Origin of the sequence: Budvicia aquatica DSM 5075 = ATCC 35567 (assembly GCF_000427805.1) — a bacterium.
GTDB classification, from domain to species: domain Bacteria; phylum Pseudomonadota; class Gammaproteobacteria; order Enterobacterales; family Enterobacteriaceae; genus Budvicia; species Budvicia aquatica.
This window is the reverse complement of the sequence record NZ_ATYS01000002.1, coordinates 40,926-66,730: the sequence shown is the minus strand read 5'-3', so window position 1 is coordinate 66,730 and position 25,805 is coordinate 40,926. Positions and strand designations below refer to the sequence as shown.

The 25,805-nt window shown below is 44.5% G+C and carries 27 protein-coding genes and 1 pseudogene; 12 read left to right on the top strand and 16 right to left on the bottom strand.

Features of this window, described 5'->3' with window-relative positions:
• Positions 1 to 55 precede the first annotated feature (55 nt).
• The 4 genes from YWE_RS0101920 to prfC all read right to left on the bottom strand — a co-directional run bounded on the left by YWE_RS0101920 (position 56) and on the right by prfC (position 4,389).
• Complete coding sequence (locus tag YWE_RS0101920) at positions 56 to 1,267, bottom strand: tyrosine-type recombinase/integrase (protein ID WP_029092989.1); 1,212 nt, start codon at positions 1,265 to 1,267, stop codon at positions 56 to 58.
• A 160-nt stretch (positions 1,268 to 1,427) separates the two neighbouring features.
• Positions 1,428 to 1,574, bottom strand: coding sequence for a CsbD family protein (locus YWE_RS30275; protein ID WP_407641173.1), 147 nt, complete (start codon positions 1,572 to 1,574; stop codon positions 1,428 to 1,430).
• A gap of 58 nt (positions 1,575 to 1,632) precedes the next feature.
• Positions 1,633 to 2,286: a molecular chaperone OsmY gene (osmY, locus tag YWE_RS0101910; RefSeq protein ID WP_029092988.1), complete on the bottom strand. Its 654-nt coding sequence runs from the start codon at positions 2,284 to 2,286 to the stop codon at positions 1,633 to 1,635.
• Positions 2,287 to 2,799: 513 nt separating this feature from the next.
• Positions 2,800 to 4,389, bottom strand: a complete 1,590-nt coding sequence (gene prfC / locus YWE_RS0101905) for a peptide chain release factor 3 (protein WP_029092987.1) — start codon at positions 4,387 to 4,389, stop codon at positions 2,800 to 2,802.
• Positions 4,390 to 4,613: 224 nt separating this feature from the next.
• Between prfC and YWE_RS0101900 the strand changes: the two genes are divergently transcribed.
• Positions 4,614 to 6,587, top strand: a complete 1,974-nt coding sequence (locus tag YWE_RS0101900) for an acyltransferase family protein (protein WP_051323136.1) — start codon at positions 4,614 to 4,616, stop codon at positions 6,585 to 6,587.
• Between the two features lie 279 nt (positions 6,588 to 6,866).
• On the opposite strand, the gene YWE_RS30270 is transcribed toward YWE_RS0101900, so the two are convergent.
• Entirely contained in the window at positions 6,867 to 7,028 is a 162-nt protein-coding gene (locus YWE_RS30270; protein ID WP_127526437.1) for an Arm DNA-binding domain-containing protein, read from the bottom strand.
• 580 nt (positions 7,029 to 7,608) lie between these two features.
• On the opposite strand from YWE_RS30270, the gene YWE_RS0101890 reads away from it, so the two are divergent.
• Positions 7,609 to 7,923 carry a BON domain-containing protein gene (locus YWE_RS0101890; RefSeq protein WP_029092985.1) on the top strand — a complete coding sequence of 105 codons (315 nt, stop codon included), beginning with the start codon at positions 7,609 to 7,611 and terminating at the stop codon, positions 7,921 to 7,923.
• A 69-nt stretch (positions 7,924 to 7,992) separates the two neighbouring features.
• Here YWE_RS0101890 and rimI read toward each other — a convergent pair whose 3' ends face one another.
• Together rimI and YWE_RS0101880 are read right to left on the bottom strand one after the other, a co-directional pair.
• The gene (rimI, locus tag YWE_RS0101885; protein ID WP_029092984.1) at positions 7,993 to 8,433 is read right to left on the bottom strand and encodes a ribosomal protein S18-alanine N-acetyltransferase; all 441 of its coding nucleotides are present in this window, start codon (positions 8,431 to 8,433) and stop codon (positions 7,993 to 7,995) included.
• Positions 8,402 to 8,833 (bottom strand): DNA polymerase III subunit psi, encoded by a 432-nt coding sequence (locus YWE_RS0101880; RefSeq protein ID WP_029092983.1) that lies wholly within the window; start codon positions 8,831 to 8,833, stop codon positions 8,402 to 8,404. The genes rimI and YWE_RS0101880 overlap by 32 nt, the downstream gene beginning before the upstream one ends.
• Before the next feature lie 275 nt (positions 8,834 to 9,108).
• Here YWE_RS0101880 and rsmC point away from each other — a divergent pair, with 275 nt between their 5' ends.
• Positions 9,109 to 10,164 (top strand): 16S rRNA (guanine(1207)-N(2))-methyltransferase RsmC, encoded by a 1,056-nt coding sequence (gene rsmC / locus YWE_RS0101875; RefSeq protein WP_029092982.1) that lies wholly within the window; start codon positions 9,109 to 9,111, stop codon positions 10,162 to 10,164.
• A 129-nt stretch (positions 10,165 to 10,293) separates the two neighbouring features.
• Here the strand turns inward: rsmC and ridA are convergent, their stop codons facing one another.
• Positions 10,294 to 10,680 carry a 2-iminobutanoate/2-iminopropanoate deaminase gene (gene ridA, locus YWE_RS0101870; RefSeq protein ID WP_029092981.1) on the bottom strand — a complete coding sequence of 129 codons (387 nt, stop codon included), beginning with the start codon at positions 10,678 to 10,680 and terminating at the stop codon, positions 10,294 to 10,296.
• Positions 10,681 to 10,977: 297 nt separating this feature from the next.
• On the opposite strand from ridA, the gene YWE_RS0101865 reads away from it, so the two are divergent.
• Positions 10,978 to 11,442, top strand: coding sequence for a NanQ anomerase/TabA/YiaL family protein (locus YWE_RS0101865; RefSeq protein WP_029092980.1), 465 nt, complete (start codon positions 10,978 to 10,980; stop codon positions 11,440 to 11,442).
• Between the two features lie 66 nt (positions 11,443 to 11,508).
• Here the strand turns inward: YWE_RS0101865 and argF are convergent, their stop codons facing one another.
• Entirely contained in the window at positions 11,509 to 12,510 is a 1,002-nt protein-coding gene (gene argF / locus YWE_RS0101860; protein WP_029092979.1) for an ornithine carbamoyltransferase, read from the bottom strand.
• Positions 12,511 to 12,675: 165 nt separating this feature from the next.
• Between argF and rraB the strand changes: the two genes are divergently transcribed.
• The 8 genes from rraB to YWE_RS0101820 all read left to right on the top strand — a co-directional run bounded on the left by rraB (position 12,676) and on the right by YWE_RS0101820 (position 20,505).
• A complete protein-coding gene (gene rraB / locus YWE_RS0101855; protein WP_029092978.1) occupies positions 12,676 to 13,116 on the top strand; it encodes a ribonuclease E inhibitor RraB in 441 nt (146 codons plus the stop codon).
• Between the two features lie 25 nt (positions 13,117 to 13,141).
• Positions 13,142 to 13,990: an aldo/keto reductase gene (locus YWE_RS0101850; protein WP_029092977.1), complete on the top strand. Its 849-nt coding sequence runs from the start codon at positions 13,142 to 13,144 to the stop codon at positions 13,988 to 13,990.
• Between the two features lie 296 nt (positions 13,991 to 14,286).
• Positions 14,287 to 14,925 (top strand): vWA domain-containing protein, encoded by a 639-nt coding sequence (locus YWE_RS0101845; protein WP_029092976.1) that lies wholly within the window; start codon positions 14,287 to 14,289, stop codon positions 14,923 to 14,925.
• Between the two features lie 18 nt (positions 14,926 to 14,943).
• The gene (locus YWE_RS0101840) at positions 14,944 to 15,585 is read left to right on the top strand and encodes a TerD family protein (RefSeq protein ID WP_029092975.1); all 642 of its coding nucleotides are present in this window, start codon (positions 14,944 to 14,946) and stop codon (positions 15,583 to 15,585) included.
• Positions 15,585 to 16,223 (top strand): vWA domain-containing protein, encoded by a 639-nt coding sequence (locus tag YWE_RS0101835; protein ID WP_029092974.1) that lies wholly within the window; start codon positions 15,585 to 15,587, stop codon positions 16,221 to 16,223. Before YWE_RS0101840 ends, YWE_RS0101835 begins: the two co-directional genes overlap by 1 nt.
• Before the next feature lie 160 nt (positions 16,224 to 16,383).
• Positions 16,384 to 17,424: a TerY-C metal binding domain-containing protein gene (locus YWE_RS0101830; RefSeq protein WP_029092973.1), complete on the top strand. Its 1,041-nt coding sequence runs from the start codon at positions 16,384 to 16,386 to the stop codon at positions 17,422 to 17,424.
• The gene (locus YWE_RS26330; protein ID WP_227659928.1) at positions 17,424 to 18,938 is read left to right on the top strand and encodes a PP2C family serine/threonine-protein phosphatase; all 1,515 of its coding nucleotides are present in this window, start codon (positions 17,424 to 17,426) and stop codon (positions 18,936 to 18,938) included. Before YWE_RS0101830 ends, YWE_RS26330 begins: the two co-directional genes overlap by 1 nt.
• Positions 18,939 to 19,005: 67 nt before the next feature.
• Positions 19,006 to 20,505, top strand: a complete 1,500-nt coding sequence (locus tag YWE_RS0101820) for a helix-hairpin-helix domain-containing protein (RefSeq protein WP_029092972.1) — start codon at positions 19,006 to 19,008, stop codon at positions 20,503 to 20,505.
• Between the two features lie 82 nt (positions 20,506 to 20,587).
• Here the strand turns inward: YWE_RS0101820 and YWE_RS0101815 are convergent, their stop codons facing one another.
• From YWE_RS0101815 to YWE_RS31320, 7 genes and pseudogenes are all read right to left on the bottom strand, one after another.
• Positions 20,588 to 21,163 (bottom strand): TerD family protein, encoded by a 576-nt coding sequence (locus YWE_RS0101815; protein ID WP_029092971.1) that lies wholly within the window; start codon positions 21,161 to 21,163, stop codon positions 20,588 to 20,590.
• 67 nt (positions 21,164 to 21,230) lie between these two features.
• A complete protein-coding gene (locus tag YWE_RS0101810) occupies positions 21,231 to 21,809 on the bottom strand; it encodes a TerD family protein (protein ID WP_029092970.1) in 579 nt (192 codons plus the stop codon).
• Between the two features lie 33 nt (positions 21,810 to 21,842).
• Complete coding sequence (locus tag YWE_RS0101805; RefSeq protein WP_029092969.1) at positions 21,843 to 22,883, bottom strand: TerC/Alx family metal homeostasis membrane protein; 1,041 nt, start codon at positions 22,881 to 22,883, stop codon at positions 21,843 to 21,845.
• 29 nt (positions 22,884 to 22,912) lie between these two features.
• Entirely contained in the window at positions 22,913 to 23,368 is a 456-nt protein-coding gene (locus YWE_RS0101800; protein WP_153071449.1) for a tellurite resistance TerB family protein, read from the bottom strand.
• A 7-nt stretch (positions 23,369 to 23,375) separates the two neighbouring features.
• A complete protein-coding gene (locus YWE_RS0101795; RefSeq protein WP_036014751.1) occupies positions 23,376 to 24,554 on the bottom strand; it encodes a TerD family protein in 1,179 nt (392 codons plus the stop codon).
• Positions 24,551 to 25,150, bottom strand: coding sequence for a TerD family protein (locus YWE_RS31325; RefSeq protein ID WP_029092966.1), 600 nt, complete (start codon positions 25,148 to 25,150; stop codon positions 24,551 to 24,553). Before YWE_RS31325 ends, YWE_RS0101795 begins: the two co-directional genes overlap by 4 nt.
• A 123-nt stretch (positions 25,151 to 25,273) precedes the next feature.
• Positions 25,274 to 25,696 (bottom strand): annotated as a pseudogene (locus YWE_RS31320) (TerD family protein); the annotation flags it as partial.
• Positions 25,697 to 25,805 lie beyond the last annotated feature (109 nt).

The window sequence follows — 25,805 nt, the reverse complement described above, 5'->3', positions numbered from 1 at the left end:
CATCATTACATCTACTGAGGTCTACTATAGTCTTTAGCTGTCTATATATCCAGTGTCATGCGCGTTTGCCGAATGTGCCGTGTATCACATTTTCGCCATTCTCTAAGCTATCCATATAATCGGCATACCACTGAAGCATTTCGCGCCGGCCGTCTAAGTATTGGGCGTGGTTGTAAGTCCCGCGAATGCTATTTTTATCAACGTGGGCGAGCTGTAGCTCAATCCATGCGGAACTATAACCCTGCTCATGTAAAATTGTGCTCATGGTATGGCGGAACCCGTGGCCAGTTGCGCGGCCTTTATAGCCCAAAGTTTGTATCACGTAATTAACAGATTCTTTATTTATTGGATTGTTACCGTAATTTCTGCCAGCAAACACCAATATATAATTACCAGTAATCAACTTTAGCTGGTTAAGAACGTCAAGAGCTTGCCGGGACAAAGGGACAATGTGCGGCTTTCTGTTTTTCATGACTTCAACCTGAACATTCCAAACACCTTGCTCAAGGTCGATATCTTGCCATCTGGCAAATCGCATTTCTTGCGTTCTAACACCGGTCAACATCAAAAACTTAGTTGCTAACTTGGTGATAGCCCCTGAATAGGCCGATAGTCCCCGAAGGAAGTTAGGTAACTCATCGGCTTTTAAATGTGGGAAGTGATTAGTTTTATTTGGAGTTAACGCACTAGCCAAGTCAGGGGCCGGATTGTAGGAAGCCCTACCGGTAATAACAGCGTAGCGAAATACTTCCCCGCAGCGCTGGCGAACCTTCCGTAATTGTTCCAATGCGCAGCGCTTCTCTATTCGCCTTAATACCTCAAGTAATTCCATTGGTTTTATTTCAGCAATAGGGCGCTTGCCAATAAATGGGAATATGTCATTTTCAAAATCACGCATTATTATGCCGCTATACCGTTCAGACCAGCGGCTGTTCTTTGTCCCATGCCACTCCCTAGCTATTGCCTCAAAGGTATCTTTTATCGCTACGGTCTGTAACCGCTTTTCTTCCTTTCGCATTTCTGATGGGTCAGAGCCGATGGATACGACCCTCCTAGCCTCATCTCTTTTCAGCCTTGCCTCACCTAATGAAACAGTAGCGTAAGTCCCTAAAGAAATGAGTTTGGCCTTGCCTGCAAAACGATAACGAAAACGCCAGCCTTTTCCCCCACCAGGCTCCACTAGCAAAGATAACCCCATACCATCATTTAAGGTATATGCCTTTTCTCTTGGCTTGGCTCGTTTAATTTGTAGATCTGTTAATGCCATGTTTGCCGCGCTCTAATGTTGGTAAAATACTATACGCATTTCTATACACAAATATGTATAGTTTTAAAGATACGCCAGTAGACCTCGGAATACAACGAAATGACTTGGAGTTAGTTAGAGCGGGAGATTAGTAGACGTTAAAATAGGACGGGATAACTGATCAATACTCCTCTTGTAAAATTCCCGATAGCCAATCGCTGTTTCCTGCGAAATATTCATCTTCACTATCGGCTATTTCAGCCCACCATAAGCGGAAAGAACCTTTCCATTGTTTTAGTCTGCCAACAATAATGTCACTATTCATCATAATAACCTCCGGGTCAGACATTCGGTAAAGCAGTCACCTGCTTTACCGATTCGTCTTTTTATTTAGCCGCTTTCACAACCAGATCGTTTTTGACACTTTTAACGCCATCAACCAATTTGGCTATTTTCTCAGCCTGAACTGACTGAGCTTCTTTCTCTACGGTACCGCTTAATTTAACTACGCCATCACTGGTCTGAACCGTGATATGACGAGACGGGACGATTTTATCCGCTAACATTTTAGCTTTCACTTCACTGGTAATAGCCGAATCACCGACATATTCACCCAGCGAATCAGTTTTATCTTTCTGAACTTTCAGTTCGTTCTTGACGGATTTCACACCTTCAACCAGCTTGGCTACGCCTTCAGCCTGCTCTGACTGTTCAGAGCTGCTGACAAAACCGGTTAATGTGACCACTCCGGCCGTTGTCGTGACTTTAATATCGGTGCTATGGATACTTTTCTCGTTCAGTAAGGCACTTTTCACTTTTGCAGTCACTGAGCTATCACCCATAAAGCCATCGACCTTTTTCATCGACTTATCAACTGATGTTCCGACTTTATCAACGGACTGATCAATGGATGTACTGACTTTCTCAACGGTGTTTTCAGCCTTAGTGGCTATTGTTTCTTCGGCGAATGCAGCACCGCTCATAACAACAGTACTTAACACTACGGCAATGACAGAACGTGCGAAGGGTACATTTTTCATTGATGGTTACCTTTAAAATTAAAAAGTAAAAGCGGAGAAGCACCGGTTTGTCTCTATGGAGCCTCCGCCAAGTCAACTAACCTGATACGGCGATTAGCTGTTTGACTATCTTGCTTGGTCTTGCAAATAACGGGCCAAAAAATTAACATAATTAAAATCAATGAGTTATGAAAATTAATTTTTTATAAGCCGTAGAACCGTCGCCGACTGACGACAAAATTCAATATATTTACAACAATTCAATAACAAAATTTTTAACTGACTGAGATTATTGACATTGATGTGTCACTGATTGGCAACACCCGTTAAGCGTAATCCGCAGATAGTCTGTTTTAAATATAGGACAGTTGCAGGAAAAATGTGCTGAAGATCACAAGAATTTTATGCGTTATCGCTAGTGGCATAACGGCTGAAGAGATAGATAGGATAAATAGCAGGCATCGAGCCCGGATAAAAAAGGCCTGCCATGCAATGACAGACCTTTTTTAACTTACAGAACAGGCTAAATAACCATTAATGCTCGCGAGTTTTACGGAAAATGACATCAGGATAGCGTTCCTGAGTTAAATTCAGATTAACCATCGTCGGTGCAATATAACTCAGGTTATCACCGCCGTCTAAAGCGACGTTCAGCTCGTTCTTACGCTTAAACTCTTCCAGTTTTTTAGCGTCATCACATTCGATCCAGCGGGCGGTAGAAACGTTAACTGATTCGTAAATCGCTTCAACGTTATATTCGCTTTTCAGTCGGGCAACAACCACATCAAACTGTAGGATACCTACGGCACCTACAATCAAATCGTTATTAGCAATTGGGCGGAAGACCTGAACGGCGCCCTCTTCTGAAAGCTGAACCAATCCTTTTAACAGCTGCTTCTGCTTTAATGGATCGCGCAGACGAATGCGACGGAATAACTCAGGTGCAAAGTTAGGAATACCGGTGAATTTCATATCTTCACCCTGAGTAAAGGTATCACCGATCTGGATCGTACCGTGGTTATGCAACCCGATAATATCGCCCGGATAAGCCTCTTCAACGTGGGAACGATCTCCGGCCATAAAGGTTAATGCATCAGAAATAACCACGTCTTTACCTAGCCGAACCTGACGCAGCTTCATTCCTTTTTCATAAGTCCCCGATACCACGCGCATAAAAGCCACGCGGTCACGGTGCTTAGGATCCATATTGGCCTGAATTTTAAATACGAAGCCAGAGAACTTCTCTTCGTCAGCAAATACTTCACGCACGTTTGTTTTACGCGGCATCGGTGACGGAGCCCAGTCAACTAAGCCATCCAGCATATGGTCTACACCAAAGTTTCCTAATGCAGTACCAAAAAATACCGGGCTTAATTCACCGGCTAAGAAGGTTTCCAGATCAAACTCATGGGAGGCACCTTTAACCAGTTCCAACTCTTCGCGCAGTTGGGCTGCCAAGTCTTCACCCACGGCGATATCCAGCTCAGGATTATCTAAACCTTTGACGATCCGAACTTCCTGAATGGTATGGCCTTTACCGGACTGATAAAGGTAGGTTTCATCTTTATACAGATGATAAACCCCTTTAAACAGCTTACCGCAGCCAATCGGCCAGGTAATTGGTGAACACATGATCTTCAGCTCACGCTCAACCTCATCCATAACCTCCATCGGGTCACGAATTTCACGGTCCAACTTGTTCATAAAAGTCAGAATCGGCGTATCGCGTAAACGCGTGACTTCCATCAGCTTACGGGTACGATCTTCTACACCTTTAGCGGCATCAATAACCATCAGACAGCAGTCAACGGCGGTCAGCGTACGGTAGGTATCTTCAGAGAAGTCTTCGTGCCCCGGAGTATCCAGCAGGTTTATCAAACAGGATTTATACGGGAACTGCATCACTGAGGTGGTAATCGAGATACCACGCTGCTTTTCCATTTCCATCCAGTCAGATTTAGCATGCTGACTAGAACCACGGCCTTTTACCGTTCCTGCCGTTTGAATGGCGTGTCCGAATAACAGGACTTTTTCAGTAATGGTGGTCTTACCCGCATCGGGGTGGGAAATTATCGCAAAAGTGCGTCGGCTCGCAATCTCAGCGGCTCTTGAGGTCTCTTTCATCTACTTACTCTCGATTATGTACAAGACTATGTACACAAATAAATTTTATGATACTGACTCGATGGGCGTGAATTTTACACAGATGTAGAGCTAAAGGATAGAAGTTGATTGAGATTAGGAATGGTGGCTATGTATGGCGCACATAGTCACTTTTAACTTAACAATCACGCACAGAATGCTAGACTACTGCGATTATCTAAAATTGAACATGAATTGGTAAGTGTATGTCCCTGAAGTATAGATCTGACATTGACGGGCTTCGGGCTGTTGCGGTTCTATTTGTATTAATATTTCACGGTGGGCTGAGTTTTTTCCCATCAGGCTTTATTGGTGTCGATATTTTCTTTGTTATTTCAGGCTTTCTAATAACATCAATAATTAACAAATCAATAATTGACAGTTCATTCTCTTTGTCTGACTTCTATATTCGTCGATTATGGCGGCTACAGCCCGCATTACTTGCGGTTATAATATTTACCTTAGTGTTAGCAACAATCTTTTACTTACCGAAAGACTTTATTGATTACGCCAAGAGTGCAAAATACACAACATTATTTACCTCCAACCAATATTTTGAACGTACCACCACTGGATATGCTGCTCCGGATACCGCGTACCTATTGCTACTGCATACATGGTCACTATCTATAGAATGGCAATGGTATCTGTTATTACCGATTGGAATTTTAGTCCTTCACCGATTTCTACCACGTAGATATTTAGTATTAGCAACAATAATTATTGCTTTATGTATGCTAGTAGTATCCCTCTACCTTTCAGATAAATACCCGAATAAAAGCTATTACTTTCTAAGCTCTCGTATTTTTGAGTTTATGGTAGGTAGTATTATTGCTATTTTAGGCCAAGATAGCTTCAAACTAAAAACAAATACTACATCTATACTAGGCTTGTTATCCTTAGGAGCACTAATATATTCTGCAACACGTACAGATATAATACTTGGCTATCCCAATCATCACGCGGTCATTGTTAGTGTGGCTACAGCAGTACTAATCTTTATAGGTAGTAGCGGTAATGGGCTTGCATCACGAATATTATCTTTATCTCCGTTAGTTTTTATCGGCTCTATTTCATATTCTCTATACCTATGGCACTGGCCTATTTTCTCAATAGCACGGTATTTAGGGCTGACAGAAACCTTATTATTTAAAATCGGATGTTTTACATTAACTTTTATTGCGGCTTACCTATCTTATATTTTTATTGAAAAACCATTTAGAAAAAAACGAGTTACAATATTTAAATCAATAATAATACTTGTATTTATCCCTGCAATCTTCTTTTTTTTGTTGCAGGCCATTATTCAAAAACATAACGGTTTTAGTAGCAGATTCGGTACAGAGTATGTGCGTATAGAAAATACGTTGAAAGAACATGAATCTCCGTACAGACAATCTTGCCTTAACGGAAACGTCGACGGAAAAGATAAAAATTGTATTATTGGTGAAATAGAATCTAACAGAAAAGCCCTATTAATAGGTGATTCAAATAGTAACCACTTCTGGAGTTTTTTTGCTCTTCTGGCTAAAGATGCTCATATATCTATATCAGTTCAAGGTACATCATCCTGCCTGACATTACCTGATATTTATCTATTTGATTGGTGGTATTTCAAAAATAAGATATATGAAGAATGCTACGATAACACAGTGAAATATTACAAAAATATAGAGAATGGAAAATTTGATTATGTCATTATTGGAGAGGTATGGATGAATTATGCCAATGATAATATAATTAATAAACTCGGTGATGAACGTTCGACGGCACTCTCAAGAACTCGATATGAAATAGCCTTACGAAAGGCATTAGATACTATAATACGTAGCGGAGCGAGACCTGTTATTATAAAAACGATCTATTCTATGCCTAAAAATTATATGGGTTGTTTCTATCAGAAAATAAAACTGAGAGAAACTAATGCTAATGATGTATGTTCTTTTGGTGTCTTTAATGGGGATTCAAACAGTTGGGATAGCCAGATTTTTAATATGTTAAAAATTGACTATCCCTCATTAATCATTATTGATCCAAAAGATGTTCAATGTCAGGATGATAAATGTAAAACCAGTATTAATGGAATTCCGGTGTATCGCGATGTTGGACATATTACAGATTATGCATCCCATGAGTTTGCTAAAGAATATTTAAAACGCTTTGAAAATCCTTTTAAATGAAACCGTTTATATTATGCTGAACGATATCCCCATTAATTTAACATATGAGTTTTTAATATTAACCTCGGCATAAAGATCTACCGAACTAGTCGTACCGCTAACCGAATGCGTATAAACTCATATCCCGATGGTGTGATTATGAGCACCTCCGTTAGCTACGATACAAGGCTGGTCGAAACATGGGTGGTCCAACATCTTTCCTGTCAACATACCATCAAGTCGATTAAGCAGGTACTTACCCTTATTGATGCAGGTCTTGCCTTTTATCATTGACCAATCTCAGGGTTTTACTGCAGTGACACCGGTAGCAATGCCAACTTTATCCACTCTTTCTGATTTTCCGCCCCAGTGATAACGAAACTGGTAAGTGATTTTTCCCTTATAGGCCACACGGACAGACAGGCCATCCTGCCCGGATTTAACAAGAACTATCTCTTGCATTTTCTCCTCTGTAGTGGCGTAGCCATGTGGCTGATAGCAACATCGTAAGCACCATGTTGTACATACTTTTATTGAGAGTAATCGATAATATTTTTTTATGGATTGTAATTCTTGGGATGTTCTTTGTTCAATTCTGATTGGGGTACGTGAATAATGGTTGGTATAACTAGTTGTTTTTAAAGTATTTTATAGCATTTTAGTTTATAAGAGGGCTTTTATTTGGGTGGGAAATTATCGCAAAAGTGCGTCGGCTCGCAATCTCAGCGGCTCTTGAGGTCTCTTTCATCTACAGTTCTCTGAAGGCACACAGGGTGTACAAAAGGAATAAACAATAATTGCCGGGAATTTTACACGCATGAGCGCGGAAAGGATAGGCGAACGGCCTTATGTTCTGGTAAATACGCAATAATCTGTAAATTAGAAATCTGACTAAAAATCAAATAATTCGCAATCAATATATTTACTTACTATATTAAAGAGGTATTTTGTCTATTCACCGCCGAGCTGAATATCGTATTCAGTAAGCGTGGATAACATTTAAATAAAAGTTTATTCATCAATAAGGTAAGGAGCATACAGGATGAAGATTGCAAAGGCACTCACCGCTTTATTTGGTGCTGTTATTATGACACTGGCAGTTGCAGGCTGTTCACCGACGGCAAAAACTGAAGGCACCGGCGGTTATATTGATGACTCAGTAGTCACCACCAAAGTAAAAGCTGCGCTGTTGGGTCAGAAGAGCATTCACTCAACGCAAATTACCGTAACAACGTTTAAAGGTCAGGTTCAGCTAAGCGGCTTTGTCAGATCGCAAGAAGAAGCTAAAGAAGCCACAGAAGTTGCCAAAAAAGTAGTAGGCGTACGTTCTGTTGATAACTCATTGTTAATCAAGTAAAAGCAAAAAAGGCGCTGATAACGTTAACGTTTTTCGCGCCTTCCAGTTCTTTCTACTCGCCATCACTAATCAGAGCGTTAACGCCATTACAATGGCATCTTCCCGACCATTCACGCCCGGATAGTACCCTCTTCTGATCGTCACTTCATTAAAATCAAAAGACTCATACAGTGCGATAGCGCCTTTATTTGACGCTCTGACTTCAAGCCATAGTGTCATAACATCACGCTGTAACAGTTCATCAATTAAATACTGCAGTAATTCACGACCCAGTCCCTTGCGCTGATAGTCAGGATGTACTGCAATATTAAATAACGTTGCCTCATCTAACACCACTTGAGTAATAGCAAAAGCGGCAATCTGCCCGTCAACCTGCAATTTTAAATTGAGATAACGTTCACCCTGATTACTGTGCAGCGTTTTTTCTGTCCATGGAAATGCATGGCTGGCCAATTCTATTTGGTATACCTGCTCTAGATCACTCGGCGTGAGGGAAGAAATTATATTCATCGTGACAAATTTGCTGCCATAGTGCGCGTTTAGCGTCGGGGTTATCAGCCAGTTCATAAAGAGACGGGCTGGTTAAGGAAGGTAATTTAGCAATAGATACCGGTAGTTCAAGCTGCTCACTGAGCCCCATAAACCAAAATACACATCGGGTATCTTCCGGTATCATCATGGCCTGTTCGGGAGTCAGGCAATAAATTTGTTCCGGACTCAGCGAAATAGCCCGCAAAATATCCTGCAGTAGCGGTGACGTAAATGAAGGGGCTTTATCTGCCAACAGAATCACACGTACGTTATCCGGCAGAACAATCGCCACTTCGCCATGCAGCGCAGCCGGGCGCCGCAGTTGATACTGCCGGATCCCCATCTGTTCCAGTTGCCAGTCCAGCCGTGAAGTGGTCATGAATTCTCTGTCCGTTCCTGTCATTGATAATTTTTATAATTAACGCTGCTGTTGATAATGATTTAGCATTAAGCTGCGCTATGCTAACAAACCCGTCGAACATCCGCCACGAAAGCACTATAATTCCGCCCGAATAATTACTGAGGCATAGAGCATAGGTTGTTTTGCGTTACATCGGTATGCGTTTATTTCAGGATTATCAATATTCGATAAACCACCCGCTTAATTATGTTCCAGCAAAGCCTTAAAGCCTCTTTGCTTCACAGGAGAATGATATGTCTGCTTTTTGTCCGGCCAGCGAAGTAATACTACGCCACACCGACGAATTTACCGAACGTCGCGTACTATTTGCCGGCGACCTACAAGATGAACTGGCCAGCCAGTTTGAAGCTCAGGATGTTCGCGTCCACTGCTCCCAGTATCACCACTGGCGCCAGATTCACCGCGTACTCGGTGACAACACACAGTTTGGTTTATTGCCTCAGCCTGAGCTGGTTAACGGCTGTGACACTTTGATCTATTACTGGCCTAAAAGTAAGCAAGAAGCTCAGTTTCAGCTCAGCTCATTGCTCAGCCAGCTACCGGTCGGCAGTGAAATGTTTATTGTTGGTGAAAACCGCAGCGGCGTTCGCAGTGCAGAAACCCTGCTGTCCGACTTCGGCGGAATTGCCAAAATAGACAGCGCCCGCCGCTGTAGCCTCTATCATTTCCGTTTAGACCATCAGGCACAGTTCAATCTGGCTGAGTGGTGGGATGAATATCAAATTGAAGATACCACGGTTAAAACGTTGCCGGGCGTATTCAGCCGGGACGACCTTGACTTAGGCAGCAAGCTTCTGCTTTCTGTGCTCGACACGGCCAAAGGCAAAGTACTTGACGTGGGCTGTGGTGCCGGCGTGTTATCTGCCGTTTTGGCTAAGTTAGCCCCAGAAATTGAATTAACCTTAAGTGATGTCAGCGCCAGTGCTATTGAATCCAGTAAAGCAACGCTGGAAGCCAATGGCCTGAAGGGCAACGTTATCGCCAGCGACGTATTCTCTGATGTCGAGGGTCGGTTTGACTTAATTATCTCGAATCCGCCGTTCCACGATGGGATGCAAACCAGCCTGACGGCGGCGGAAGCCCTGATTCGCGGAGCAACTAAACACTTGCAGCTTGGCGGGCGATTGATCATTGTTGCTAACGCCTTCCTGCCGTATCCGGATATTCTGGATGCCACCTTCGGCAGCCATGAAGTTCTGGCTCATACCGGACGATTTAAAGTTTATCAGGCAATACACGCACGCCCGACTTATGCACCTAAAGGTAAAAAGCATAAAAATAAGCGTTGATAGTCAGTCATCGGCGGGTTTCAATTAGAATGATTCAACGCTGAGCTTTGCGTTTAAACTAAAATGGCCGGCATTAAATGCCGGCCATTTCTATTTCATCACGACTGAACTGTAGGGTACAGGCGGTGATTAGCTACGAACGGCAATAACTTCGATTTCGACTTTAGCATCTTTCGGTAAGCGGGCGACTTCAACGCAAGAACGTGCAGGGAACGGTGCGTTATGTTCAGTGAAGAAGGCTTCATAAGCGGCATTCACCGTACCGAAATCATTCAGATCTTTAACAAATACGGTTGTTTTAACAATATCAGCCACTTTCAGGCCAGCAGCTTCAACAATCGCTCTCACATTTTCTAAAGACTGGCGCGCCTGAGCTGCCACATCAGCAGGGAACTCACCGGTCTTAGGATCAATAGGAAGCTGGCCAGAGGTAATGATCATGCTACCCAGATCTACGCCCTGAACATAAGGGCCGATTGCTGCTGGTGCTTTGTCAGTATTAATAATACGGGACATGAATTCTCCTTTATTTTTTAATGTATATTAGATAGATCGCGCCCGCTATTATAGAGCGCTTATTGAAAGATGCACTATAAGCCTGCATACAAAGCGTAGAAAATAATGATATTCGTCTATGATTATGCAGAAAAATCAGTCATATAATCTCCATTGCTACCTCGGCTTGGCGCAGCGATATATCCCCAACCAACAAATAAATCTAAAACCGACAGGCCTGTCGGTTAAAACTCAGTGAGTTTATTCCCGGACCCATATAGAATATAAAACGGCATTTCATTTTAAATAGGAGTCGTCATGATTATCGGTAATATCCACCATCTGGAACTTGTCCCTTACCTTCCGACAAAGCTGAAACAAGCTATTGAGTACGTTAAGAAAAATATCACTCAAGACACCCCGTTAGGTAAGCACGATATCGAAGGGAATAACGTATTCGTTTTAGTGTCTAATGACAGTACCGAAGCCTTTGAAAAGCGCCGGGCTGAATACCATGAACGCTATCTAGATATTCAAATCGTGTTAAAAGGTCAGGAAGGAATGACATTCAGTAACCTACCTGCCGGTGAGCCAACGGACAACTGGCTGGCGGATAAAGATATCGCCTTTTTGCCTGCCGGTGAGCAAGAACAGCAAGTGATTCTTCAGGAAGGTGACTTTGTTGTTTTCTATCCGGGGGAAGTTCACAAACCGTTATGTGCTGTCGGTGAACCTGCCCACGTCCGTAAAGCCGTAGTCAAAATGCTGGTCAGCCAACTATAGCAATACTGATTGCTGATGGGATTTCATCTCCATTCGGCTAACCCCGAATGGAGCTTTTAATCATCACTAGCCTAAGGTGGCAACCATCACCGCTTTAATGGTGTGCATACGGTTTTCAGCCTGATCAAACACAATGCTATGGCCTGACTCAAACACATCATCAGTCACTTCCATTCCACCCTGTAAGCCATACTGCTGGGCCATTTGCTTACCCATTACGGTGTTATCATCATGAAATGCCGGCAGGCAGTGCAGGAATTTCACCTGCGGATTTTGGGTCAGTTCGATCATTGCCTGATTAACCTGATAAGACTTCAGTAAGGCAATTCGTTCTTTCCAAACCTCTTTGGGTTCTCCCATTGAGACCCAAACGTCGGTATACAAGTAATCAACGCCGTTGACGCCTTGAGCGACATCTTCGGTTAGCGTTAGCTTAGCGCCGGTGACTGTGGCAACCTGTTGGCAGTGGGAAACCAGAGCAGCATCAGGCCAGCAAGCCTTAGGTGCAACTAAGCGTAAATCGATACCCATCAGGGCGGCTCCTTCAAGTAAAGAGTTCCCCATGTTATTACGCGCATCACCTAAATAGGCCAGCTTCATCTCAGACAGATCTTTACCCGGCAAATGTTCCTGCATCGTCAGTAAGTCAGCCAGAATTTGCGTCGGATGAAATTCGTTGGTCAGACCGTTCCATACCGGAACCCCCGAATATTCAGCTAAAGTCTCTACGATTGTTTGGCCAAATCCGCGATACTGAATACCGTCATACATGCGACCTAATACCCGAGCGGTATCCTTAATCGACTCTTTATGTCCGATCTGGCTACCGCTTGGACCTAAATAGGTCACTCTGGCGCCCTGATCAAAGGCCGCTACTTCAAAGGCGCAGCGAGTGCGGGTAGAGTCTTTTTCAAAGATAAGAGCAATATTTTTACCGGTTAATCGCGGTTGCTCACACCCACCTTTCTTATCTTTTTTTAATTTAGCCGCTAATGTAAGTAATGCAGATATTTCATTTGGTTTAAAATCAAGTAACCGAAGTAGATGACGCTGAGAGAACTGAGGCATATGCATGTCTCCTGAATGCCGATTAAATTGAATATTAACTCAATTTACATGAATTAATATTCACACTCAACCTTACTAAAAAGAAATCTTTAGCTTTAGAGTGGAGCTACTGGTTGCACTGTGTGAGAATACCGTTAATTAACTATCATAAGTGAGACAAATATCATGCCTAATGACGAGCTAAATGCCCTGCTAGACGAACAACGTGAAGAAACCCGCCTGATTATTGAAGAGTTACTGGAAGACGGTAGCGATCCTGATGCGCTGTATGCCATCGAACATCACCTTTCTTCCGAAGATTTCAACATGCTGGAAAAAGCAGCGGTGGAAGCATTTAAGCTAGGTTATGAAGTGACTGACCCTGAAGAGCTTGAAGTTGAAGAAGGGCTGGTGGTCATGTGCTGTGATGTGATCAGCGAAGTCGGCCTGAACGTCGACGTTATTGATAAACAGGTTGAGCAATTAATTCGTTTAGCCGATCGCTTTGAAATCAATTACGACGGTTGGGGTACCTATTTTGAAGATCCTAACGGCAGTGATGATGACGAAGATGAAGACGGTGATGACGAATCGCAGGATCAGGACGATAACGGAACCCGCCATTAATTTTCATTAAATTGAGGTTGATAGCATGGCCAGACAAAATATGCGCTACATTGCCCTGCCGAGCGGAGATGACGTTCCGGTCTTTGGTCAAGGCACTTGGTTTATGGGAGAGCGTAGCTCCGACATTCCACGGGAAATATATACCTTACAGCAGGGTATCGAGCGGGGATTATCTCTAATCGATACGGCAGAAATGTACGCTGACGGTGGTGCTGAGGAAGTCGTCGGCGCTGCCATCAAAGGGCGGCGTGATGATGTATTTTTGGTGAGCAAAGTGCTCCCCGGAAATGCCAGCTTAAAGGGAACGGTGGCGGCCTGTGAAGCCAGCTTAAAGCGTCTGGATACTCATTATATCGACCTCTATTTACTCCATTGGCGCGGCAATATTCCGTTAGAAGAGACGGTCGAAGCCATGGAGAATTTAGTTGAGCAGGGGAAAATTGGTCAATGGGGAGTCAGTAACTTCGACGTCAGCGACTTAGAAGAACTGCTAACCATCGTCGATAATGAGCAACTGACCACTAATCAGGTGTTGTATAACCTCTCACGCCGCGGCATTGAGTACGATATGTTGCCCTGGAGCAGAAGCAATAGCCTGCCGATTATGGCCTATTCGCCGATTGAGCAAGGCCGCCTGTTAGAGCACCCTGCCCTGACTGAAGTAGCTAAACGCCATCATGCCACACCGGCTCAGATAGCGCTGGCTTGGGTAATGCGCGATCACAACGTGATAACCATTCCAAAAGCTTCAACCATTGAGCATATGCAAGAAAATATCGGCAGTTTAGCCATTACGTTACAACATGAAGATTACCTTACGTTAGACGCTGCATTCCCACCTCCTCAGCGTAAAACACCGCTGGAAATGCTCTGACCGTATTAAAACAAAGTGGGTAAGCTGTTGATACATTTTATCCACTTTGTCATTATTTCAACTGGTTTAAATTCTATTTATTTATTTACATCACCATCTTTATTATATAAATCATTTAATTAAACATATCTTCTGGATAAATGCTTATTCTAAGGGCCAATTCAACATAGAAATGCCCGTTTAAGCCAATCATCATTTCTCAAAGGTTGAATATCAGTAGTTGCGTTAATGATTAAATCAATTAATATCGTGGAATCGTTTAATAGAAGTTATCTCCATATTCAGTAAGGATGCATATGAGAAGACTGCCGATTTATCTCGTGCTGGACACTTCCGGCTCGATGACTGGTGAGCCCATTGAAGCCGTAAAAAATGGTGTTCAGACGTTGTTATCAACGCTACGTCAAGATCCCTACGCATTAGAAACCGCTTATTTATCCGTCATCACTTTTGATTCTTCTGCCCGTCAAGTTACCCCACTCACTGAACTACTTAATTTTAAAGCCCCTGACTTAGTTGCCACCGGCACCACTGCGTTCGGTGAAGCGCTGTCACTATTGGGCAGTAGCATTGAGAGTGAAGTACAAAAAACTACGGCAGAAATTAAAGGTGACTGGCGTCCGCTGGTGTTTATTATGACCGACGGCGCACCTACCGATGACTGGCGTAAAGGCTTAGCTGACTTCAAAAAAGCCCGTACCGGCGTAGTCGTTGCCTGTGCCGCCGGCCAACATGCTGACACTTCAGTTCTGCAAGATGTCACTGACGTTGTACTCCAACTCGATACTGCCGATTCGAACTCAATTAAAGCCTTCTTTAAATGGGTTTCAGCCAGTATTTCCGTTGGCAGTCAAAAGATCGACTCAGGGCAAAAAGAAGTGACAGGCCTGAGTGATTTACCCCCACCCCCACCAGAAGTTAACGTTGTACTTTAAAGGAATTAAGGAGAAGTTATGGCTGTTAGTTTAAGCAAAGGACAAGGCGTCAGTCTTAAAAAGAACGAGCACGATCTGTCTACCGTGACAATTGGCTTAGGCTGGGACATCAATGAAGAGAAAAAAGGATTTTTCAGTAGCCTGTTGGGCGGAAAAAGCGAAGAGTACGATTTAGACGTAGCTGCTTTTTTATGTGATGAGAACGGTAAAGTAAAAGATCTGGGTAATGAAAGTGACGGCCGCCCGACGCTGGTCAACGGCGATATCATTTTCTTTAACAGCCAAAAGCATAAATCTGGCCAAATCTGGTTAACCGGCGACAACCGTACCGGCGAAGGTGATGGTGATGACGAGCAAATTATCGTTAAGCTAAACACCCTTGGCGCAGAATATGCCAAAATTATTTTCATCGTGCAGATCTATAATGGTCAGCAGTTGAAGCAGAATTTCGGCAAAGTTAAAAATGCCTACATTCGTGCAGTTGATGCCAAGAATGTTGAAATGGCACGTTTTAACCTGTCCGGCGGTGCGGCGTATGCCGACCAATGTTCACTGCTGTTTGCTGAATTAGTCAGAGAAGAAGGCGGCTGGAAGCTTAATGCTATCGGCGAACCATCACCGTCAGACAGCTTCGTATCTTATCTGAAGGATTACGTTTAATGAGAAGGCTACCCGTCTATATTTTGCTGGATACATCAGGCTCAATGCGAGGGGAGCCTATTCATTCGGTTAATGTCGGTATTCAGGCCATGCTCAATGCACTAAAGCAAGATCCCTATGCTTTAGAGAGCGTACATATTTCGATTATTACCTTCGATAACGAAGCCCGGGAATATGTACCGCTTACCGCACTTGAAAACTTCCAGTTTACCGATATAGAAGTCCCCAGCGCAGGCGGGACCTTTATGGGCGCAGCCCTTGAATTATTGATTGAATGCGTAGATCGCGATGTAAAACGTTCGACAGAAGATCAAAAGGGAGACTGGCGGCCGCTGGTTTTCCTGATGACCGACGGTAGTCCGTCTGACGTCCATGCTTATACCCAGGCTATTCAACAAATCAAGAAACGCCCGTTTGGTTCTATTATTGCCTGTGCGGCGGGACCTAAAGCTAAGCATGAACATTTGACCCAGCTAACCGATCAGGTGGTTTCTCTCGATACGTTAGATTCCGTTGCCTTTTCAAGCTTCTTCAAATGGGTCTCTGCCAGCGTGTCCGTCGGAAGCAGCAGCGCAGGAATTGCTGAAACACAAAGCACCCTACCGCCTCCGCCGCCGGAAATTCAGCTAGTATTATGACCGAACGGCAAAGCTCATGTCATATTGAGCTTTGCCGTTTCTATTTCCGTACTCCGCCTATGTTGAATACCGTTTTATCTCTTTTTTTAACTAAGGATCATTCAAGCTATCGATGGCCTTTAGTTAAAAATCGCCCTCAATTGACACAAAGGATTTTGTTATGAGAAGACTGCCCATTTTTTTCGTTCTCGATTGTTCAGAGTCAATGATCGGAGAAAATCTAAAAAAATTAAATGATGGTCTGCAAATGATCATCAGCGATCTAAAGCGAGATCCTCACGCACTGGAAACCGTCTATATTTCTGTCATTGCCTTTGCCGGGGTAGCAAAAACCATCGCGCCTCTGGTTGAGGTCGTGTCATTTTATCCGCCAAGGCTTCCTTTAGGCGGCGGTACCAATCTCGGCGGCGCATTGGATGAACTGGCCAGCCAAATCGATCGTAATGTGATTAAAACCACCGCCGACCGCAAAGGCGACTGGAAGCCCATTGTTTACCTGCTTACTGACGGTCGCCCGACTGACGATTACACCGCCGCCGTTAAACGCTGGAAAGAACAGCACGCCAAAAAAGCCAATTTGATTGCCATCGGCCTCGGCCTGTCGGCTGATTTAAATATTTTAAGGCAGCTAACGGATAACGTTCTGCTGTTTGAAGACACCAGCGAAGGTGACTTTACCAAGTTTGTGAAATGGATTACTGCGTCAGTGGTTGCCCATAGCCGAAGCGTCGGAGATGAACCACCGCCATTATTAGCAAAGACGGATCAAATCGTCCGCCTGGCTAAAGACGAAGTCGCCCGCGCCTATGATGATAGCTGCGTCACGCTGGTCGGCCGCTGTAATAAAACCCGCCGCCCTTATCTGATTAAATACGAACGCCCGAATGTTAATCTTTCATCGCTGAATTTTAAGGTAAATCTAAACCGGTTTAACTTAACCGGCTGCTTCCCGATAGATGAGGATTATTTTTCATGGAGTGACAACTCGGTGTCGGCATTACAGGTCAATACCTCAGAGCTGGAAGGCGTGCCGGGCTGCCCGCACTGTGGGAATTCAACCGCCTTTGCCGTTTGTGGCTGTGGAAAACTGGTTTGCGTTAATGGTCCGGAAGAAGTGAACTGCCCGTGGTGTCAGAAAAACATCCAGTTCAGAGACAATGGCGGTGACTACGATTTTGATGTGAGCAGAGGAAAAGGTTAATGATAAAAAAAGCTAACAATACCCGATCGCTGCTTAACGCTGCATTGGCACGCCTGATGCCACAGCTATCAGAGCTTGAATTAAGAAGCCTGACGGAACGGCAGGATCTTCAGCAAATTGCCGAACAGTTTATCCTGAGCCTGAGTGAAAAAATCGAACCGTTAAATACATCCTCTTATTTAGATGTTAAAACAACGCCGGATAATGAATCGACGTCATGGGAAATACCGGTTGAACACCATGAGCCGTTATCCGACGTTACTAAAATACCGGCTGCCGCTTTGCCCCTAAAACCGGGACAGATTCCGACGCAGTCACTGACTCCGGCCATCGCACCAAAGGAAGCCCTTATGCCAAAAGCCAACTTTAACTTTGCCAATGCACGGGTCGGGGCAGCCTATTTATCCAAAATTGAATCGTCCTGCCATACCGGTGAGCAGGTGACTATTCAGGAAATTAAATTTAGCCAAGATATTGGCATCACCTTTAATCCTGAAACCCAGGAACTGTCCGGCACGCCAACGACTGACGGTGACTATCGCCTGTTTATTAAATGGACCACTGACGGAAAAGCCTCACATTCAGCAGAGGTACCGATCATTGTCAATCCGGATCCCCGTAGCCTGTGGAAAATTATCGAACCGCCGGCGGATGATAAGTATTTTAAAACCAATACCGACAATCAGATAATTAACGAAAATGGCGTCAGAATTGTGGCAGCCAGCCGCAGAGGACGCTCCCATGAACACGTAGGTACATTCAGAGATGATGATTTCTTCATTGCCCACGATGCCGACAGTGACTGGAGCATCATGATCGTCGCCGACGGTGCGGGCAGCGCACTCAACTCCCGTCAGGGCGCAAAGATTGCCTCAGAAACTGCCGGTAACCATCTCAGCAAACAAATGAAAGGTGAGCTCGGGCAGACGCTCAAGGCGCTGGTTCAGGACTGGCAGCCTGAGTCGCAAAAGCAGGTCGGCCCGCTGTTCTCTGAGTTATATAAAAATGCCGCTACGCTGGCAGTCAAAGCGATAGAGATTGAAGCCATTAATATGGCGCAAACGACCAAGTCTTACTCCACTACCCTGCTGGCAACCGTCTCAATCCGTTTTGGTGATGAGCTATTTGCCGCCGCATTCTGGATGGGCGATGGGGCAATTGCCGCTTACGGCCCTGTGGGTAAAGTACGCTTACTGGGTACACCGGATAGCGGAGAATACGCCGGCCAAACGCGTTTTCTTGATAATGATGCGATCAATGACAGTAGCTTTAATAACCGCATAATGATTGGTAAATGGAAAGATATTACCCACCTTATTCTGATGACCGATGGTGTATCAGATCCCTATTTTGAAACGGATAACGGCCTGCTCTGTGCCGAAAAATGGGATAACTTAGTTAATGAAATTCTGCCTTACCTTCAGCCTGATGAAGCCGCAGAGAAACTAACGGATTGGTTGAGCTTCTTCTCTCCGGGCAATCACGACGACCGCACTATAGCTATCAGTTGGTAGTAGCGATGTCGCTTGGGTAACGGATAACTTGAAACATGCCGGGTAATGCAGAAAGGATAGATTAACAATGACAAATATTATCACGTGTAAAACGGTCGATGATAAAACCGTACAGTATGTCGACAAAATCATCGGCTCCGGAGCCATGAAGGATGTCTATTTTTCGCCTGATAAATCTTACGTGGTGGCCTTCTATAAAACCCCGCAGGATGCACAGGCCAGAGATCGAATTCAGATGATCACCGGCCGGTTTAAACAAAGCATTTTTGAACAGGCCGGCGGGGAATATTGGAAAGACTTATTCTGCTGGCCGACGGATATGATTGAACATGAAGGTAAGCTGGGGATTGTCGTCCCGACTTATCAGAATCATTTCTTCTTTAAATATGGTTCTAAGAATAATGACTTCTTGTCCATCAAAGGACGCGAAAAAGAAGGCAAATGGTTTGCCAGCGCCAATAATCAGAATAAATTCCTCGACCCGCGTGAGCGGGGCGACACCCTCAGCTATCTTAAGGTCTGTATTCTGTTAAGTCGCGCAGTACGACGTATGCACGCTGCCGGGCTCTGTCATAGTGACCTGAGCTATAAAAACGTCCTGATTGACCCTGAACAGGGCCACGCCTGCGTGATTGATATTGATGGCTTAGTGGTACCGGGTAAATACCCGCCTGACGTGGTCGGCACGCCTGACTTTATTGCTCCGGAAGTGGTTAAAACCAGCCATCTGCCTAAAGATGATAAAAATCGCTTTCTGCCCAGCATATCGACGGATCGCCATGCGCTGTCCGTACTAATCTATATGTATCTGTTTTACCGCCACCCGCTGCGCGGCGGGAAGATCCACGATATTGACGATGAACTACGTGATGAATCGCTGTCTATGGGTGAAAAAGCGCTGTTTATTGAGCACCCGACTGACCACAGCAATGCGGTAAAACTCAATCAGGTCAGGGCTTCATCGCTCCCTTGGGCCGATACCAATAAGATCCCTTATACCGTAATGGGGCCTTACCTGTCAGCCCTGTTTGAAAAGGCCTTTATCACCGGCCTGCATGAACCATCAAAGCGGCCAACCGCAGATGAATGGGAAACGGCGCTGGTCAAAACGGTTGATCTGATTCAACCTTGCCAGAACGCGGCCTGTGAACAAAAATGGTACGTTTTCTCCGGTAAAACTCAGCCGGTCTGCCCTTATTGTGCTACCCCTTATAAAGGGAAATTGCCGATCCTTAACCTCTATTCATCGCGTAAAGAAGGCTCCTATCGCCCTGACGATCACCGTTTGATGGTCTGGACCGGCCAATCGCTTTATCAATGGCACGTTAATCGCCTGATAGCACCGAATGAGCGAACCACCGATGAACAAAAGAAACGGGTTGGCTACTTCCAGTTCCATAACGGCCAGTGGTGGCTGGTGAACGAAGGTATTAAAGACTTATTGGTACTACCGGATAAACGCCAAATCGCCGTTGGCGATAAGCTAGAGCTCACCGACGGACTACAGTTTGTACTCTCAACTGAAGAAGGTGGCAGACTGGTTGTCGTGCAAATGGTTGATAATTAATAGCGTCTTTACCCGCTGAAAATAAAAAGGCCGCGAATATCATTCGCGGCCTTTTTAAAATTTAAAGCTAATCAAACAATGATTAGATATTAACGCCATACTGAACGGCTAAAGCACCTAAGCCACCGGCAAACCCTTGACCGATTGCTTTGAATTTCCACTCTGCACCATGCTTGTACAGTTCACCGAAAATCATCGCGGTTTCAGTTGAAGCATCTTCACTCAGGTCAAAACGGGCAATTTCTTGGTTGCCATCGTTATTAACAACGCGCATAAAAGCTGAAGTGACCATACCAAAGTTCTGCTTCAGTTTTTCTGCTTCATGAATAGTTACGGCGAAAACCAGTTTCTTCACGTCTTCTGGGATCTTAGCCAGTGTAATCAGCACTTTTTCATCGTCGCCGTCGCCTTCGCCAGTGCGGTTATCGCCCTGATGAATAACAGAACCACACGGGCTAGTTTTATTGTTGAAGAAAATAAAACCAGAATCGCTAATAACTTTACCCGCTTCATTAACCATAAATACTGACGCATCCAGATCGAAGTCTGCACCGTCGGTAACACGCGTATCCCAACCTAAGCCAACCATCGCTTGGGTCATTGTTGGAGCTTCTTTAGTTAAAGAGACGTTGCCGCCTTTGCTTAATGATACTGCCATGGTGTTTGATTCCTATACGTTGAGTAAGATGTTACAAAATGGGCAGCCTAAGCAGCCCATATTTTAATTAACCAACACTAATACCATATTGGGTTGCCATTGCGGCCAGACCGCCGACATAACCTTGGCCTACAGCGCGGAATTTCCACTCTGCACCGTGTCTATACAGCTCACCGAAAATCATTGCGGTTTCGGTTGATGCATCTTCACTCAGGTCATAGCGTGCAATTTCAATATTGCTTAATTCGTTAACCACGCGGATAAACGCATTAGCTACCTGACCGAAATTCTGGCGGCGGGCTTCAGCATCGTGAATAGTCACGGTAAAGACCACTTTCTCCACGTCTGCCGGAATAGAGGCCAGATTGATCTTTAAAGATTCATCATCGCCATCGCCGTCACCGGTACGGTTATCGCCGGTATGTTCTACAGAACCACAGTTAGACTTGAGGTTGTTGTAGAAAATAAAATCGTTATCACCACGGACTTTACCGTTGGCAGATAATAAAAATGCGGAAGCGTCTAAGTCAAAATCAACGCCATCGGTAGAACGATCATCCCATCCTAGACCAATGAGTACACGAGTCATTTGAGGATCGGCTTTACTTAATGATACGTTTCCGCCTTTCGATAAACTAACACCCATTACTTGCTCCTTTAATTAATTTAGCGTGTGTAATTAAGATACAGACTCTGAATCACTTTCTTCTTTTTCAGGCCAGATTAAACTTGCCAATACTCCAAGCGCTAACATGCCTAATACAATGTATAGACTTGTCGTCGGATCTATTGAATATCCATGTCCGAACAGGTGCCCTGATGCATTCAATGCCAGCTTTGCTGCAATAAAGAATAACAGTGCAATAATTGCTTTTTCCAGATGCACTAAGTACTGCTTCATGGCTTCCAGAACAAAGTACAATGTACGCAGGCCCAGAATAGCAAACATCATCGCACTATAAACAATCAGCGGTTCCCGGCTAACGGCGATTACCGCAGGCACTGAGTCAAATGCAAACATCACGTCACTTAACTCAATCACCACCACGCACAAAAACAGCGGCGTAGCGTAAAACATACCTTTACCAATTTTACCGACCAGGTCGGCATTTTCTGGCTTAGCTAACTCAGTATCCAGCTCTTTCTGATTGAGTAAGAAACGGTTGCCCGCCAGCTTTGGATAAGACGGAAACATCTTTTTCGCCAGGCGATAGGCAAAATGAGATGAGTAATCTTCAATTTCATCATCATCTCCGCCACTGCGAAGCATCATCACGCCGGTAAAGGCTACGATGGCAGCAAACAGCATTTCTACCCATGGGCCCAGAACCAATAGGCCGGTACCAATAACCACAAAGATTGCTCTAAAGACTATCGCACCAATAATTCCCCAGTACAGCAGGCGGTGACGATAGGCGTCAGGTACAGCAAACCATGAGAATATAGCCATCATAACGAACAGGTTATCAACGGAAAGTGCTTTTTCTAGCACATAGCCCGTGATGTAAAGACTTGCAACACTCTGCCCGTGATGGATATACAAATAACCACCAAATACCAGCGCGGCAGCAACCCAGAACAGTGACCAAAGAACGGCACTCTTCAGACTCAATACTGAGTCTTTGCGGTGTGCGTACAAGTCGATAAAAATAGCGGCTAACGCAATACCAATAAAGACTAAGACTGTCTCAATAGGGAAGCCTAATGGCGTTGTTTCCATTCTAATCAATTACCTTCAAATTTATAGGATTACAGACCAAAATCACTCGGGTCCAGATTCAACTCTTTTGCCATTTGTCTGACGACTTTTTGCTCTGACTCGTCGAAGTTACCATCGCTGGCACCTACGGCAATACAGACTCGAATCATCAAACGCGCGGCATCAACGTTATTACGTAGTTTACCTACGGTTTTCAATGCTTCAGCTTCACCAATGGAATGGTCAAACTCAAAGCTCGATACGGTTTTATTAAAAAAGGCAATCACATCGGCCATATCAAAAACCTTCAGTTCATCCGAGTTTTTGATAAAAGTAGCCATTTTCTGCTTTTCTTCACTGCTGACACTGCCATCTGCGGCGGCGACTAAAGCACAGCCGGCAACGGTTGCTTCCATAAAAGCGCGGTTTTTAAATTTACCGATCTCTTTAGTCAGTGTGTCTTTACCTGCCAGAATGGCAGCTTTTAATTTATCTAACATGTTAATCTCTCCGTTATTTTGAACCAGCGGACCAGCGAAACCCCCAGCGGAAGGCATTATCCATATCCTTATGCCCGCTGAAATATTGATTAATTCGTTCAATGCTGATTGCACCATTGTTGTTGACAAGGCGGGCAATCGCACACATACCATTTCTGTTTTGACCTTCCGTCAAACGGGTTTCAATCGGCCCTTGCCCCGGCATGTGAATAGTCACAACGCCATCCGTTTGAGCCCAATTAGGTACCCCTTTATAAATAAAGGCAAAGACTAAAACTTCGTCGATATTCTTCCATTGCGAACCGTTGATATGCAGCCATTCACCATCGGTTACGGCGCCGGTTCTGTCATCGCCCTGTAATTCTATATATGGGGGCGAATTAAAAGAACCAAAGGTGTTGCCCAGCGCCTGTATCACGCCCTGCTCACCATTTTTCAATCGGACAAACACCCCCAGATCCAAATCAATCGCCTTATTTGAACCTAACAGATTGTTTAAAAAGCCTTTACTCTCAACTTTCTGGTTCCAATTTAGGTTAACGCGAATCAGGCCGAAGTCATCTTTCTTGTTAAGATTAACTCTAGGGCTTTCTTTAGTTAATGAAATTTTACTTAAGTTTACAGAAGGTTGGCTTGATGGTGCCGCCGGCGTTGGTGGTACTGGCGTCGGTGCCGGTGCCACGGCAGGCTCATCATCATTCACCTCTACGCCAAAATGCTCAGCTAACGGCTTTAAGCCACCGTTAAACCCCTGAGCAATAAAACGGAATTTCCATTCATTATTACGACGATATAGCTCACCTAAAATAAGTGCAGCCTCCGAGCGACCGGCCATTTCAACATTACTGGCAATCATCACTTCATTATTCGACTCAACCTGCACAGCCAGCTTATTCAAAACCTGAATGGTATCGTTCTTATCACAGGTCAGCGCAAAAGAGATTTTCTGAACGGCGGCTTTGACTTTTTGCAAGTTCACTTCAAAAACTGAGGTTAGCCCTTCTTCAACTAAGCTAACACTGCTGTCATCATTGGTTTTCTGGCCGTAAAAAACCATATCAGCATCACCAGACACTTTGCCATTGTCATACAGACGATAGGCAGAAACGTCAGCGGCTTTGCCTGAGATAATTTTAATTCTTAACGTCGACGATGGGACGGAAGCATTGCCTCCTGCAACTAGTTCTTTCACTGAGAGAGCTCCGATTTAATTTGTGGGATCATATCTTTGACCGTGCGGCCATTAATAGCCGTACCGTGGGCTTTAAAGGTCCAGTCACCGTTATTACGGCTAAGTGAAGCAATAAATACGCCGGTGTGCTCGCCTTGTTCAGTCAGGTTATAACGCACCAACTCTTTACCACTGGAATCAACCACGCGACAGAATGCATTAGCGACTTTATTAAAATTCTGGCCTCTGAAGCTATTTACGGTAAAAGCCAGCGTACTGACATTGGCCGGAAGCTGGTTAAGATTCACGGTAATAACCTCATCATCGCCATCACCTTCACCGGTCAAATTGTCACCGTGGTGAATAACTGAACGACATTTAGACTTGAGCCTCATAAACCACACGTTCTCAAGTAACTGACTATTGGCATCAAGCAAAATACAGGAAGCGTCCAGATCGATGCTGCCGGAACCGGCCAGTTTACCAAAGAAACCTTTGGCCTCTGACTTCACCGGATCCCAGCCCAAACCGATATCAACCTTAGATAACGCAGAAGACATTTTAGTCAGGGATACCGACTGGCGCTTGGTTAATGACACCTTCCCTGACGGACTCACTGCTGGAGAAGGCGAAGTGACCGCTGCTGGTGCTGGTGCTGGTGCTGGTGCTGGTGCTGGTGCTGGTGCTGGTGCTGGTGCTGGTGCTGCATCATCTTCTACTTCAATACCAAAGTGTTCTGCCAATGGTTTTAAACCACCGTTAAAACCCTGGGCAATAAAACGAAACTTCCACTCATCATTGCGGCGATATAGCTCCCCCAAAATTAACGCGGCTTCGCTGCGGCCGGTCAGTTCCATACTGGCCGTGATAAGGCATTGGCTGCCATTATCAACCTGCACAGAAAGCTGATTAAGGGATTGAATTGTTTCGTTCTTATCACAGGTAAGCGCAAAGGCAATCTTTTTGACTGCGGCTTTGACTTTAGCTAAATCCACTTCAAACACGGACGTTAGCCCTTCTTCAATCAGGCTAATACTCAAATCATCATTGGTTTTTTGACCGTAAAAAACCATATCCGCATCACCAGATACTTTTTCATTATCATAGAGACTATAGGCTGAGATGTCGGCGGCTTTGCCGGAGATGATCTTAATTTTTAACACAGAGGACGGTACTGAAGCATTTCCTCCTGCAACTAATTCTTTCACTGATAGCGCTCCGATATAATTTGATAACCATAGCGTCCGTAATCAATTATCGCTATGTTCAGTG